This is a genomic window from Citrobacter sp. Cpo069 (assembly GCF_030332785.1).
GTDB classification, from domain to species: Bacteria; Pseudomonadota; Gammaproteobacteria; order Enterobacterales; family Enterobacteriaceae; genus Citrobacter; species Citrobacter portucalensis.
In genome coordinates this window covers 69540-83489 of the sequence record NZ_JAOWHD010000060.1, presented here as the reverse complement: position 1 = coordinate 83489, position 13950 = coordinate 69540, and the positions used below count along the sequence as shown (strand labels likewise).

12 protein-coding genes are annotated in these 13950 nt (G+C 49.4%); 8 read left to right on the top strand and 4 right to left on the bottom strand.

Features of this window, described 5'->3' with window-relative positions:
• Nucleotides 1-36: 36 nt before the first annotated feature.
• A complete protein-coding gene (fucO, locus tag OGY08_RS19140) occupies nucleotides 37-1188 on the top strand; it encodes a lactaldehyde reductase (RefSeq protein WP_048224064.1) in 1152 nt (383 codons plus the stop codon).
• A gap of 53 nt (nucleotides 1189-1241) precedes the next feature.
• Here fucO and OGY08_RS19135 read toward each other — a convergent pair whose 3' ends face one another.
• Entirely contained in the window at nucleotides 1242-1853 is a 612-nt protein-coding gene (locus OGY08_RS19135; protein WP_048216229.1) for a GntR family transcriptional regulator, read from the bottom strand.
• Nucleotides 1854-2382: 529 nt separating this feature from the next.
• Here OGY08_RS19135 and OGY08_RS19130 point away from each other — a divergent pair.
• From OGY08_RS19130 to OGY08_RS19115, 4 genes are read left to right on the top strand one after another with little or no spacing between them, the layout of a single operon-like run.
• Nucleotides 2383-3303 carry a helix-turn-helix transcriptional regulator gene (locus OGY08_RS19130; protein WP_125362586.1) on the top strand — a complete coding sequence of 307 codons (921 nt, stop codon included), beginning with the start codon at nucleotides 2383-2385 and terminating at the stop codon, nucleotides 3301-3303.
• Nucleotides 3304-3341: 38 nt separating this feature from the next.
• Entirely contained in the window at nucleotides 3342-4439 is a 1098-nt protein-coding gene (locus OGY08_RS19125; protein WP_048216231.1) for a hypothetical protein, read from the top strand.
• Nucleotides 4440-4485: 46 nt separating this feature from the next.
• Complete coding sequence (locus tag OGY08_RS19120) at nucleotides 4486-6057, top strand: ATP--cob(I)alamin adenosyltransferase (RefSeq protein ID WP_048235249.1); 1572 nt, start codon at nucleotides 4486-4488, stop codon at nucleotides 6055-6057.
• Nucleotides 6054-6320, top strand: a complete 267-nt coding sequence (locus OGY08_RS19115) for a YkgJ family cysteine cluster protein (RefSeq protein ID WP_048235250.1) — start codon at nucleotides 6054-6056, stop codon at nucleotides 6318-6320. Before OGY08_RS19120 ends, OGY08_RS19115 begins: the two co-directional genes overlap by 4 nt.
• A gap of 172 nt (nucleotides 6321-6492) precedes the next feature.
• Here the strand turns inward: OGY08_RS19115 and ychF are convergent, their stop codons facing one another.
• Nucleotides 6493-7587, bottom strand: coding sequence for a redox-regulated ATPase YchF (gene ychF / locus OGY08_RS19110; protein WP_003020818.1), 1095 nt, complete (start codon nucleotides 7585-7587; stop codon nucleotides 6493-6495).
• A 115-nt stretch (nucleotides 7588-7702) separates the two neighbouring features.
• Complete coding sequence (gene pth, locus OGY08_RS19105) at nucleotides 7703-8287, bottom strand: aminoacyl-tRNA hydrolase (RefSeq protein ID WP_003020814.1); 585 nt, start codon at nucleotides 8285-8287, stop codon at nucleotides 7703-7705.
• 274 nt (nucleotides 8288-8561) lie between these two features.
• On the opposite strand from pth, the gene ychH reads away from it, so the two are divergent.
• The gene (ychH, locus tag OGY08_RS19100) at nucleotides 8562-8843 is read left to right on the top strand and encodes a stress-induced protein YchH (protein WP_003833480.1); all 282 of its coding nucleotides are present in this window, start codon (nucleotides 8562-8564) and stop codon (nucleotides 8841-8843) included.
• Between the two features lie 126 nt (nucleotides 8844-8969).
• On the opposite strand, the gene lysC is transcribed toward ychH, so the two are convergent.
• Nucleotides 8970-10331 (bottom strand): lysine-sensitive aspartokinase 3, encoded by a 1362-nt coding sequence (gene lysC / locus OGY08_RS19095; protein ID WP_125362585.1) that lies wholly within the window; start codon nucleotides 10329-10331, stop codon nucleotides 8970-8972.
• A 608-nt stretch (nucleotides 10332-10939) separates the two neighbouring features.
• On the opposite strand from lysC, the gene OGY08_RS19090 reads away from it, so the two are divergent.
• Together OGY08_RS19090 and OGY08_RS19085 are read left to right on the top strand one after the other, a co-directional pair.
• Nucleotides 10940-12325 (top strand): diaminobutyrate--2-oxoglutarate transaminase, encoded by a 1386-nt coding sequence (locus OGY08_RS19090; RefSeq protein ID WP_008784983.1) that lies wholly within the window; start codon nucleotides 10940-10942, stop codon nucleotides 12323-12325.
• A 15-nt stretch (nucleotides 12326-12340) separates the two neighbouring features.
• Nucleotides 12341-13804, top strand: a complete 1464-nt coding sequence (locus OGY08_RS19085) for a pyridoxal phosphate-dependent decarboxylase family protein (RefSeq protein WP_125362584.1) — start codon at nucleotides 12341-12343, stop codon at nucleotides 13802-13804.
• Nucleotides 13805-13950 lie beyond the last annotated feature (146 nt).

Below are 13950 nucleotides of genomic sequence, written 5' to 3'. Positions count from 1 at the left end.
ATTGCTGTTATACCTCTCTGTTATAAGGTATAGAATATGTCTTATAGAATGATATTAAATGAAACCTCATATTTTGGCGTGGGTTCAATTAACGCTATCGTTGATGAAGTTAAAAAGCGAGGTTTTAAAAAAGCGCTGGTAGTTACTGACCACGATCTTATCCAGTTTAATGTAGCGACCAAGGTACTTGATATTCTTGATAGCGCAGGGTTGCCTTATCAAATTTTTGATAAGGTCATACCTAACCCGACGATTGATGTCGTGCAGCAAGGTGTTGAGGCATTTCGTCAGGCGGGCGCGGATTACCTGGTCGCTATTGGTGGCGGTTCACCGCAGGATACGTGCAAAGCGGTAGGGATAATCATTAACAACCCTGAGTTTGCCGATGTCCGCAGCCTCGAAGGTGGGGCTGACACTAAAAATGCCGCTGTACCGATGATTGCCATTCCAACGACCGCGGGTACGGCAGCTGAGGTGACTATTAACTATGTGATTACCGATGTAGAGAACCGACGTAAGTTCGTTTGCTATGATCCTCATGCTATTCCGGTCGTTGCCATTATTGATGCTGACATGATGGCCAGCATGCCGCCCAGTTTAAAAGCGGCAACCGGTGTTGACGCGCTGACTCATGCAATCGAAGGATATATTACGAAAGGGGCATGGGAATTAACCGATACGCTTCATTTAAAGGCGATTGAGATGATAGGGCGTTCGCTACGCGGTTCGATACAGGGAATCGCCCAGGACGCTGAAGGCATGGCGGTGGGGCAGTATATTGCCGGGATGGGCTTCTCTAATGTCGGATTGGGCCTGGTGCATGGAATGGCCCATCCTCTGGGAGCATTCTATGGTACGCCACACGGCGTCGCCAATGCAGTGCTATTGCCGCATATCATGGCATACAACGCCGAGTTTACTGGAGACAAATATCGCCAAATTGCACAGGCTTTGGGCAATACTCAGGCCATGGTGATGCCGATCGAAGAGGCGCGTCAGGCGGCCGTTGAAGCCGTGGCACAGCTTAACCGCGACGTAAATATTCCCGCCCGACTGCGCGATATCGGCATGAAATATGAAGATATCGATGCTCTGGCAGCCGCGGCAATGGCGGACGTCTGTACAGGTGGAAACCCTCGAGATACTTGTATTGAAGAGATTAAGGCGTTGTACCGACAACTCTACTAATTTTTAACTTTCCACATGACCGGTAGAAATACCGGTCATGTTATATGCATAGCCTATTTAAAGCTGGAGAACAGGCGGTTGTAGGAGTTGTTGACGTGATGGGCAATGGCCTCACGGGTTTGTTCTATATCGCGGGCAATAATACCGGCGCAAATTTTCAAATGTTCTTTGGATGAATCAATAATTGAATCATTTTTCATTTTGTCTGAACGCAGCATGCGTAACCGGTCATACATGAAGGTCAGCGTTTTAGTCACAATAGCGTTGTGGCAATCGGATAGCATTTGTTCATGTAGCTCGTTATCAGCTTCGAGTAATAAAGACACATTCGAATCATGAAAACCGACTTCAATTTTATCTTTAATTGTCTGGTAGCGTTGCGGGTCCTGGTTCTCCCATGACAAATTCAATACCATAATTTCAATGTCTTTTCGGATCTGGAAAATATCACGTATTTCACTGAGCGTAATGGGTTTAATGGTTTTCGTTTTATTTTTGGAAGGCTCAATCCAGCCTTCAGTCATCAGGCGAAACAAAGCTTCGCGCAGCGGCGTACGGCTGACATTAAGTTCCTGACATAGCTCATTTTCTGAGATAGCCCCCACCAACTCATTGGCGATGATTTTGGCCTTCAATTGATGATATGTTTTTTCGCTGATGTTCATAGTCTGGCTTTAATGAGGGTCATAATCATGTTTAATGAGATACAAATTAGCCCCTTGTCACTATGAAATCAATGGGTAAGCCCGGTTGTACAACGAATTAGCTCGTGTTTCAACGACTCAGTCAGCAGCACTAACAGTTGCCAGCGCGTCCACATCCTTCTGCAGATGATGTTTTTTTACTCAGCGTGAAGAAACCAAATACCGGCGTTCATACCACGATACTGGTCATCATTAAGAAACTCTCCTGACAATCCACCTTTGCAAACTCAACGTTGAATTTGGCTTAGTGGAAGAGATAGCCGTTAGCCAGTTTGATGAGGATGTTTGTAGGTGGTCTTTTGGCCGCCATGTCTCTGGCATTTACTCCTGATGAGGAGCGCTTTTTGTCCCTAAAAATTGTCCAACGCGACTAATGGTCAAATAAATTGTCGATTTCTCTAAAAAAAATGATCAGCGTGCCGATACACTGACAGGATATGTCAGCATTTTATATATAATTCATGTCAGGAAAACAGAAAAGTAGGTGCTTATGGCTGATTCAGCAAGGAGTTGCTCAGCAGAACGTTTAGTCGATATCCTAATAGAGCTGCAAACTTGTGGCGTTGTGAATCGCTATCAGTTGATGAAGAAATTTAATATCACTGAACGAACGGTCTATCGTGATCTTAATATGCTTTCCTCCTTTATTGAGGGGTGTGGTGGTGGAGAGTATCGATTGATACCGATTCGCGCGCAGAATAATAGCGCCTATGCCCTTCATGACCCACTGGCAAAGCTGCTGGACGCCGACGCGGTTTTTCCTGATAGAGATGAGGATTTTTGGCTTAGCTTAGAAAAACGAGCGGTAGAACAGCATGTTAGAGTTCAGTTTGGTCGCCCTGAACATTCAGTCAGAAATGATTTGCGAAAGTATTTTAACTTATTAGAAAAAGCGATTCAGAAAAACAGTGTCTGTCATATTTTATATAAAGACAAAACGCGCACCGTTCACCCTTATAAATTAGTTAACCAGAAAAATATTTGGTATCTGCAGGCGACCGAGGACGGAAAGCTAAAGTCTTTTTCGTTAAGTAAAATTCGGTGGTTGGATATCCGGAAAGAGCATTTTACTGTCGATACACCCACACTGTCATTAATTGATGAGCATCGCGATCCTTGGGTAAGTGAAGAGACGTTTGAGGTGCGGGTGCGTATTAAACACAGCATTGCTGGCTACTTCGCAAGACGAGATTTACTGCCTCAGCAAGAATTAGTGCGTGAAGAGAATGATGGCGTGACTTTGCTTTGCAAGGCAGCACATCAGAATCAAATTATTCCATTAATTCTATTCTGGTTACCGAATATAGAAATTCTGGAACCTGAATGGTTGAAAAAAACGGTCATCAACATACTGCATAACTACATCATTGGCGATCGCGACTCTGTTCCTGTTCTGGAATGTGATGCGTAGCGGGTAACAACGACTTATTGCACAGGAGATTTTTATTTATGGCATTACCTTTCATTATTCTGGGCGTCGCGGCAGCGGCAACGGCGTTTGGTGGCAAAAAAGCTTATGATGGCTACCAGAAAAAATCAGAAGCCGACGATGTTTTAGATCGCGCGCAGCGTCGCTTTGATAAGCATAAAGAGAGCTTTGATCTGGCGAATGAAACAACGTCGAAAAAACTGGCCGAGCTGGGTGAAAAAGAACTGAAGATCGGTAAAGATTTCAATGAATTTAAAACGATTGCCGACGATCTGTTGGCGCGTATGGCTAAAGATGGACATAAAGATCTTCGTCTGAAGGTACCGCAGCACAACATCAATAAAATTCAGAGTCTGGCGATTTCCGCCACGGAATACCTGACGACGGTCGTCGGTGCCGGGGTGTCCGGTGCTGCCGCTGGTTTTGCCGTGTACAGCGGCGTGATGGCGTTTGCCGCAGCGTCTACCGGTACGCCGATTGCCGCCCTGTCTGGTGCGGCGGCGTATAACGCCACAATGGCGGCTATTGGCGGCGGTTCTCTGGCCGCAGGCGGCTGGGGAATGGCGGGCGGTGCGATGGTACTTGGCGGCGCGGTAGTGGCTCCGTTGATTGCTATCGCAGGCTGGGCTTACGATAGCCATGCCGAAAAGGCGCTTAACAATGCTTATCAAAGCTCCCGTGAAGTGACAGCTGCGGTGGAAAAAATGAATGCGGCTGAAGCGCAGCTGACGAAGGTGCAGCAGTATGTAAATAGCATTTATGAATCAATAACCCGTATGCATAGCGTCTTTGTTCAACACTACTTTGAACCGCTGAAAGCGATGCATGCCATCATTGTTGAGCGTCATGAGAAGAATATAACCACTGAGATTAGTGAGTCGGAAGAGATCATGGCTATTATCGACCATGGTTATGAATTAGCCGCCATCATGACCGACGTGATCACCACGCCGCTGTTCAAGCCGGTGACGCAGGAAAACGGTGAAGCTGTTATCGAAGATGGCGTGATCCAACTGCAGACCGACAGCAACGGTATGAACCTGCTGAACAAAGAGATTCTGGACGAAAAACTGGCGGTTTCTGCTTCTGAGTTTGACGCATTTTCTTCTCGTATTTAATCGACGCGCCGGGCGAATCTGCCCGGCATTGCTATGGGCGAGCACAATGAACACAGCCAGGTTTGACTGGGGTGAAGAGTTACATCAGACGGTGGTTAAGAGTCTGACCACCTCTTTTGGGTTGGATTTTCTCTTGCTGGAGGATAAACACGGCGGCGATGTGAATACCATTCATAACGCTCGCGAGGGAGTGTATGCCACCGACGCCGAGCGTCAACGGTACGAGCAACGTGAAGGGTATGATTCTCATCATTACCATAGCCACGAAAACTACATTGCCACCAACCGGGCGGGAAAAAAGGCGCACGAGGCCGGTACGTTGACCGATACCTACACCGGTGAGAAATTTGCGGCTAATGATAAAAAGAACCTCGACCATATTATTGCCGCCCATGAAATTCACAACGATCCAGGGCGTATCCTTGCCGAATGCGATGGTGCCGATCTGGCTAATGATTCATCAAATCTGACCTTCACGAATGAGTCGCTGAATAAGGCGAAGAAGGCGAAAACGATGGATGCCTTCGTGCAAACGCTACAAGAACAGCATGCTGTGACCACGCAGGAAATTGCCCGTTTACGCAGCCAGCCAATGCTTTCCGAGCAAGAGCAAAAACAGCTGAATAAGCTGGAAAATAAAGCCGCCGCCGATTTTGAACGGATGAAAGAGGCCGACAAAAAGGCGCGGGCAAAATACAACAGTACGATCAATCAGGAATATTATACCAGCAGTAAGTTTGCGAAGAATGTCGCCACCGCCACAATGAACAATGCGTTTCGCATGGGAACGCGGCAGATGTTGGGACTGATTCTGGCAGAGACCTGGTTTGAGTTCCGCGCGCGTATTCCCGTGATGTTTGAGAAGCATCGTCATTCATTCGATGCCGGAGACTTCCTGCAAGATGCGGCGGAGGCATTACGCGCAGTCTGGCAGCGAGTGCAGGGTAAATTCAGCACTTTCCTGACGTCCTTTAAAGACGGTGCCATCGGTGGCGTGCTCTCCAGCATTACGACGACGCTGTTCAATATCTTCTTTACAACTAAGAAGATGATGGTGCGCCTGATTCGTGAGATGTGGAACAATTTGGTACAGGCCTTTAAAGTTATGGTCTTTAACCCCGAAGGCTTAGCGCCGGGGCAGCTCGCTAAAGCGGTAAGCAAGCTGGTGGCTGCGGGTGTGGCCGTGGCTGCTGGTGTGGTGGTTAACGAAGCTTTAGCCAAGATGCTCGTCTTTCCTTTTGGTCCGGAACTGGCCGCTTTCTGCGGTGCGCTGGCGACAGGTATTCTGACGCTGGTAATGAACTACTTCCTGGAACACAGCGCATTGATGAAAAAGGTCTGGGCGTTTCTGGATACGTTTAAAGATAAGTATCAGAAAGCACTAGAGTATTATCAACAGGTGAATGCTGAACTCGATCGTTATCTACTGGAGCTTTCGGCGTTAGAGTTTGCTATTGATACGTCAGCGTTATCGCGTTTCTCGCTGCATCTTAACGCGGTGAACAGTGAAATTGAGCGTGGTTTGTTGCTGCGTGCAGAGGTTGAGCGCCGAAATATTGCGCTACCGTTTGAAGCAGGGAATACCCGCTCTGTACGTAGCTGGTTAAGTAAGCTATGACGCTCACGCCCGCGTTTCCCTGTAACCAGTGTGGCGCTTGTTGTCGCCACGTCGATCGCGCCAGTGAAACGCAGTTTCTTGATCGCGGTGACGGCATTTGTCGTCACTATCAGATGGAGACAAAGCTGTGCGCGATTTATGAAACACGTCCGCTTATTTGCCAGGTAGAAAAGCAGTATCAGCTTAACTACCAACAGCAATATAGCTGGCAGGAGTTCATTACGCTTAATCGTGAAGCGTGTTTAATTCTGGAGAAAATGTAGGGCGGCATGCTTCACGAAGGGATCAGCGTCAATATGTACTCATTTTTGACAGTGTTGTTATGAGATGAATTGAGACATTGCGAAATGAAAAATCCACGCAATTGCGTGGATTTTATAGGGTTTATTCATTGTTATGAGATTCAATGAAACCTCATAAGACAACAAATTTTATTTAGACGTTGAACAGGAAGTTCATGATATCGCCATCTTTGACGATATAGTCCTTACCTTCGGCACGCATTTTCCCAGCTTCTTTCGCACCTTGCTCACCTTTATAGGTGATGAAATCTTCAAACGCGATGGTTTGTGCGCGGATAAAGCCTTTCTCGAAGTCGGTATGGATTTTACCGGCTGCCTGCGGAGCCGTGGCACCGACAGGAATGGTCCATGCACGGACTTCTTTCACGCCAGCGGTGAAGTAGGTCTGCAGGTTCAGCAATTCGTAGCCAGCACGGATAACGCGGTTCAGGCCCGGCTCTTCCAGACCCATTTCAGCCATGAATTCTTCACGGTCAGCATCATCGAGTTCTGCGATGTCAGCTTCAACGGCTGCGCAAACGGCAACCACAACAGAACCTTCGGCAGCCGCGATTTCGCGCACTTTATCGAGGTACGGGTTATTTTCAAAACCGTCTTCGTTGACGTTGGCGATGTACATTGTTGGCTTCAGCGTCAGGAAGCTCAGGTATTTGATGGCCGCTTTGTCTTCGTCAGTCAGCGTTTTCAGCGCGCGCAGCATGCCAGCGTTTTCCAGCTGTGGCAGGCATTTTTCCAGCGCAGCCAGTTCTGCTTTAGCGTCTTTGTCGCCGCCTTTGGCCTTCTTCTGCACGCGATGGATAGCGCGCTCACAGGTGTCGAGGTCGGACAACGCCAGCTCGGTATTGATAACTTCAATGTCATCAGCCGGATCCACTTTGTTATTAACGTGGATGATGTTGTCGTTTTCAAAGCAACGCACCACGTGGCCGATAGCTTCGGTTTCACGGATGTTGGTCAGGAATTGGTTACCCAGACCTTCACCTTTGGACGCGCCTTTTACCAGACCGGCGATGTCGACGAATTCCATCGTTGTTGGCAGGATACGCTGCGGTTTGACGATTTCGGCCAGCTGATCCAGACGCGGATCGGGCATCGGGACAACACCGGTGTTCGGCTCGATAGTACAGAACGGGAAGTTTGCCGCTTCAATACCCGCTTTTGTGAGCGCGTTGAACAGGGTGGATTTGCCTACGTTTGGCAAACCGACGATACCGCATTTGAATCCCATGTTTAAATCACCTTAATCTTTTAATATTCAACCTGTTATGGAAAACAGATTGTAGAAATGTAAATAACTTTGCCTATTATACACAGCACGCGAGAAAAATGCCGCACATCGCTGCTTATTGCGCTTTAAAGGTGTGTAACCGGCTCGTCGCTTTGGTCAGGCCGTCTTTGAACAAAATCTCGGTACAACGTGCCGCTTCGTCAATTGCTTCATCAATTAACTTCTGTTCTGAAACAGGCGGTTTGCCTAAAACAAATCCGACAACTTTGTTTTTATCGCCCGGATGGCCAATTCCAACGCGTAAACGATGAAAGTTGGGGTTATTACCTAACTTACTAATGATGTCTTTCAGGCCATTATGTCCGCCATGACCGCCGCCAAGCTTAAATTTGGCCACTCCAGGGGGCAGGTCTAACTCATCGTGTGCGACCAAAATTTCATCGGGGTTAATACGATAAAAACTGGCCATCGCACCGACAGCCTTGCCGCTCAGATTCATAAATGTGGTTGGCACCAGCAGACGGACGTCTTCACCTTCAAGCGTAACTCTGGAGGTGTAGCCGAAGAATTTCGGCTCATCGCGCAGGGGAGCGCGTAATCTTTCTGCCAGCAGATCGACATACCATGCGCCTGCATTGTGTCGCGTTGCCGCATACTCTGCGCCGGGGTTTGCCAGGCCGACAATCAATTTAATCGCCACGTGTTTTGTCCTGAGTGTTTCGATAAACGACGTGTAGTTTACTGTCTGACGCTGCTGTTGACAAAAAACTGCGTGCTTATCGCCAAAAGCTGAATAATTGCACAAATGGACTATTAGAAAATGAGTATGTTCAGTAGCTTATTTGTAAAGTTTTGTTGCATGAGTGTTTGTAATTGTGATCGCTCCCGCACTTGCGAACGGCAGTGTTGTCTATACTTTACACATAAGGATTAGGGGTATTCCCTGTAACAACCCAAAGTTCCGGAGGTGACACATGAAACGCAAAAACGCTTCGTTACTCGGTAACGTGCTCATGGCTTTAGGGTTGGTGGTGATGGTGGGTGGTGTTGGTTACTCTATTTTAAACCAACTGCCGCAATTTAATCTGCCACAGTTTTTCGCACATGGTGCCGTGCTCAGTATTTTTGTTGGTGGTGTCCTCTGGTTGGCGGGTGCCAGAGTGGGGGGGCACGAACAAATCAGCGATCGTTACTGGTGGGTGCGCCATTATGACAAACGCTGCCGTCGCGGTGATACCAATCATCGGCATAACTAAATAGCTCTCCCAGCTTGGAGTGCAGTTGTTTGAACACAAAGTCCTGGTTTAAAAACCAGGGCTCTGCTTGTTCGTCAGTACTGGGTTAAACGACTTCTACCCTTGGTGGCATACTACAAAGAAGCGTTATTCGAATAACCGATAATGTAACGCTTTGATCGCGCTGTCTGCATTGTCAGCCGGCAACAGAATGCTCAGGTTATCGTTTGACGCACCGTGGCAAATCATTCGCACCGTATGCTCTTCGAGCCAGGCAAAAACGTCTTTGCAAACCCCCGCAGCCTGTGTGAGTTGATTCCCCACCAAAGTGACCAACGCCAGCCCGGTTTCCACTTCCACACGACAGTGGGAGGACAAGGCGGTAAACAATGCGGTGGTCAACACATGGTCTTCACCTGAGGTTGCATGAGTGGCGTCCAGCGCCAGCGCAATACTATTCTCTGAGGTTGTAACCAAATCCACCGTGACCGCATGGCGAGCTAAAATGGCGAAGGACTGCGCCAGGAAAGAACAGGAAGGTTGCGCCTCCAGGCTGTGTAACCGCAACAGCGTCTGTTTACGACGCACGGCGAGCGCGCGATAGCGAGGTGGATTATCGGTGGTGTTGTGCACCAGCGTACCTCCGGCGGCAGTATCCTTACTTGAGCCAACAAAGACCGGAATGCTTTTACGCATTGCCGGGAGCAGTGTCGCCGGGTGGAGGACCTTCGCACCGTAGGCGGCCATATCGCTGGCCTCGGAAAATGAGATATGGTCGATTCGTTTGGCCCGCGGCGCAATGCGTGGGTCGGTGGTGTAGATCCCTGCGACGTCGGTCCAGATGTCAACGCGTGTGGCGTGAAGCGCCTCACCGAGAAGCGTAGCCGTGTAATCACTACCGCCGCGCCCAAGCGTAGTGGTGTGCCCTGCGGCATCACGCCCGATAAATCCCTGAGTCACCATAATCGCTTGCTCAAGACGAGGGCGCAGGTGAGTCTCCACCTGGTGGTGCAGTGTGCCAAGCTCAGGTTCGGCACAGCCGAAGTTCGAGTTAGTACGTATCACGCTGCGGGCGTCAAACCACCCGGCCTCGGCATGCCGTTCACGTAAGACTTCAGTAAAAAGTAGCGAGGACATCAGCTCGCCATGGCTGACTAATTCATCGCTTAACGCATCAGACGGCGAAACCATCGCCGTTTGTGCAAGTCGACGTATATTGTTTAGAAGATTATCAATTTCCGTGCTGATAACGGACGGCTGCTTCAGGCGGGAAATAATGTTGTATTGGATGGCGCGTAAAGTCTCAATCTTATCTAATTGTTGATGTGTTTCCAGACCTTCAGAAAGCTCAACCAGTAAGTTTGTCACGCCTGCTGAAGCAGACAAAACGACTAAACGGACATCTTGATCAGCAAGGACAATGCTGGCGCTGCGGTTCATCGCATCAAAATCAGCGACGCTGGTGCCGCCAAATTTGGCAACGACGGATGGTGGATAAATGCGAGTCATAACAATCTCATATCAGGGCGCCATAAAAGTATGGCTAGAAAATTTTCATTCTCGGCATAAGGGAACGAAGTTCGCCTTACGAAATGTCCGCCCGCGAACATTTCTGCTGACAACCCAGGGAATACCTGTTGTCGATAACGCGTGTCGCCTGTACGCGTTATCGGGTGCTGCGCATTAATTTTATCTACATAGCCTGCAAATAAGCGCGCCATACTAAGTGATTTATATTTAGGGATCGACTTTTTTATTCGATTTATCGACAAATAAGTGAAAAATCATGTCATCACAAGATGTCGCGAGCATCATTAATGGTAAAAACGTGTAAAAAAATAATAAAAACACGAAAACCCCATGGTTTTTATTAGATTGTCTGCGTTGCAATTAGCTACAACATTGTTAATTAAATAGATATATTTCTTTAGGATTTAGTAATGGTAAATGGTTGTTACGCTTTGAATTTAAAAGAGAAAGTTGTTATTTTTAATGCCGAAAAATAAATGATTGAGTCCTAAGCTAAAACAACATATATTAGCCGCGCTTTTTTACAGGTAATCCTTATAACCATTTATTCAATCAGGCGTTAATCTACACCTGGTTGTAGGAGTGATATGATGACGGATAAAGTCCGTATTGATACTTTAAGTGCTAATTCATTACCGCAGAGCAATGATACCTTTTTAGCAAGACAGGCTGAGTTTGAATCTAATGTCCGCAGCTATCCACGTAAACTGCCATTAGCGATCGCTAAAGCGCAGGGCGTCTGGATTACTGATGTAGAAAATAATCAATATCTTGATTGCCTGGCAGGTGCCGGAACCCTGGCGCTTGGTCATAACCATCCTGAAGTGCTGCAGAGCATTCAAAGTGTCATCACAAGCGGCTTACCGTTACATACGCTTGACCTTACCACGCCGTTAAAAGATGAATTCTCATCATATTTACTTTCTTTATTACCGGGTCAGGGCAAAGAATATTGCCTGCAGTTTACCGGTCCGTCCGGCGCAGATGCTGTTGAAGCGGCACTGAAGCTGGCGAAGAAAGTCACCGGCCGTTCCAGCATCATCAGTTTCTCCGGTGGATACCACGGGATGACCCACGGCGCGCTGTCCGTGACCGGCAACCTGTCGCCGAAAGAAGCGGTCAGCAACATGATGGCGGAAGTGCAGTTTATGCCGTATCCGCATCAATACCGTTGTCCGCTGGGTATCGGCGGCGACGCTGGCGTTAAAGCATTAACCTACTACTTCGAAAACCTGATCAACGACGTTGAAAGCGGCGTGCGTAAACCAGCTGCCGTGATCCTCGAAGCGGTGCAGGGTGAAGGTGGCGTGAATCCGGCTCCGGTCGAGTGGCTGCAACGCATTCGTAAAGTGACGCAGGAACATGGCATTCTGCTGATCATCGATGAAGTTCAGGCGGGCTTTGCACGTACCGGTAAACTGTTCGCCTTCGAACATGCCGGTATTGAGCCAGATATCATCGTGATGTCCAAAGCGGTTGGCGGCGGTCTGCCACTGGCGGTGCTGGGCATTAAAAAGCAGTTCGATGCGTGGGCTCCGGGCCACCACACTGGTACTTTCCGCGGCAACCAGTTGGCGATGGCGACCGGTCTGACAACGCTGAAGATCCTCAAAGATGACAAGATTGCCGATAAAGTTGCTGCCCAGGGCGAGTGGCTGAAAGGCAAACTGGCTGACCTGCAGAAACGCTACCCGGTTATCGGCCAGGTGCGCGGTCTGGGTCTGATGATCGGCCTGGAAATCGTGAAGCCGAACGAAGCGCAGGATCACATGGGCTGCTACCCGGCCGATGGCGAGCTGTCCGCGTTGCTGCAGAAAAAATGCTTCGAAAATGGGCTGATTCTGGAGCGTGGTGGCCGCAACGGGTGCGTGCTGCGCCTGCTGCCGTCACTGCTGATCACCAACGCTGAGCTGGAAATCTTCCTCGATAAATTCGAAAACGCCCTGCTGGGCGCTGGCGTGAAGCCGGTTTAAACGGAGTTGGATCGAATGTCAGACGTAAACCCGATTCTGTCCGGCTCGGCGCAAAGCATTGCAGCTTATCAGGACGCTATCGAGCAGAGTACGCAAGCGGTCGTTGAATGGTTGAAGCAGCCTGAGATGTATCAGGGTAAAACCGTTGAGCAACTGCGTGAACGTATCAACCTGAATTTTACGTCTCAGGGCCTGGGCAACCAGGCCGCTATTGAGCGTGCGGTTGAATACTTTCTCAAAGACAGCTTGTTGGTTCACCATGCGCAGTGCGTGGCGCATCTGCACTGCCCGAGCCTGGTGATTAGCCAGGCGGCGGAAGTGCTGATCAACGCCACCAACCAGAGTATGGACTCCTGGGACCAGAGCCCGTCGGCCACCATCATTGAGATCAAGCTGATCGAGTGGTTGCGTGAGCAGGTTGGATACCCGGCAGGCGATGCGGGCGTATTCACCAGCGGCGGTACGCAGAGTAACCTGATGGGCCTGATGCTGGCGCGTGATGCTTTTTTCGCTCGCCAGGGGCACTCCATTCAGCAGGATGGTCTGACCGGTGATCTGAGTAAAATCAAAGTGTTCTGCTCTGAAAGCGCGCACTTCTCCGTGCAGAAGAACATGGCGCTGATGGGGCTGGGCTACCGTTCCGTCACCCAGGTGAAGACCGATGCGTTTTCACGCATGGATCTGGCTGATCTGAAAGACAAGCTGGCCCAGGCGAAAGCCAACGGTGAGCAGGTGATGGCAATCGTCGCCACTGCCGGTACTACCGATGCGGGCGCAATCGATCCGTTAGCGGATATTGCAGCGCTGGCTGCAGAACATCAGATCTGGATGCACGTGGATGCGGCATGGGGCGGGGCGTTACTGCTTTCTGATAAGTACCGTGACTTCCTGAACGGCCTTGAACTGGCAGATTCCGTGACGCTGGATTTCCACAAGCAGTTCTTCCAGACCATCAGTTGTGGTGCGTTCCTGTTAAAAGATGCGCGCCACTACGAGCTGATGCGTTACCAGGCGGCGTACCTGAACTCTGATTTCGATGAAGAGGCTGGCGTACCAAACCTGGTATCGAAGTCGCTGCAGACCACGCGCCGTTTCGACGCGCTGAAGCTGTGGATGGGCCTCGAAGCGCTGGGCAAAAAGCAGTATGCCGAGATCATTGATAACGGTGTGACGCTGGCGCGTGATGTTGCTGAGTTTGTCAAAACCCAGCCACATCTTGAACTGGTGATGGAGCCGCAGCTGGCAAGCGTGCTGTTCCGCTTCCGCCCGCAACGTGACGACGTGGCATTTGTCGCGCTGCTGAACCAGCGTATTGGCGACGTTCTGCTGGCTTCTGGTAGCGCCAACGTCGGCGTGACCGAAGCAGATGGTGTCACCTGCCTGAAGCTAACGCTGCTCAATCCGACGGTATGTCTGGAGGATGTTAAAGTCCTGCTGGCAAGCGTGAAGGCAACGGCTGAGCAACTGCTGAACGCGTAAGCAATAAGCTTGTTATAAAAATGGCTCCCACGTACGGGAGTAATGCCAGTCAGTTAGCGCCTCAGTTTCAGTAAACTGGCGGAGGTAAAGAACATGCTATCCCGGAGATAGAGTTCCGTTCACCTCATGCTCATTGTTTCTCTGAA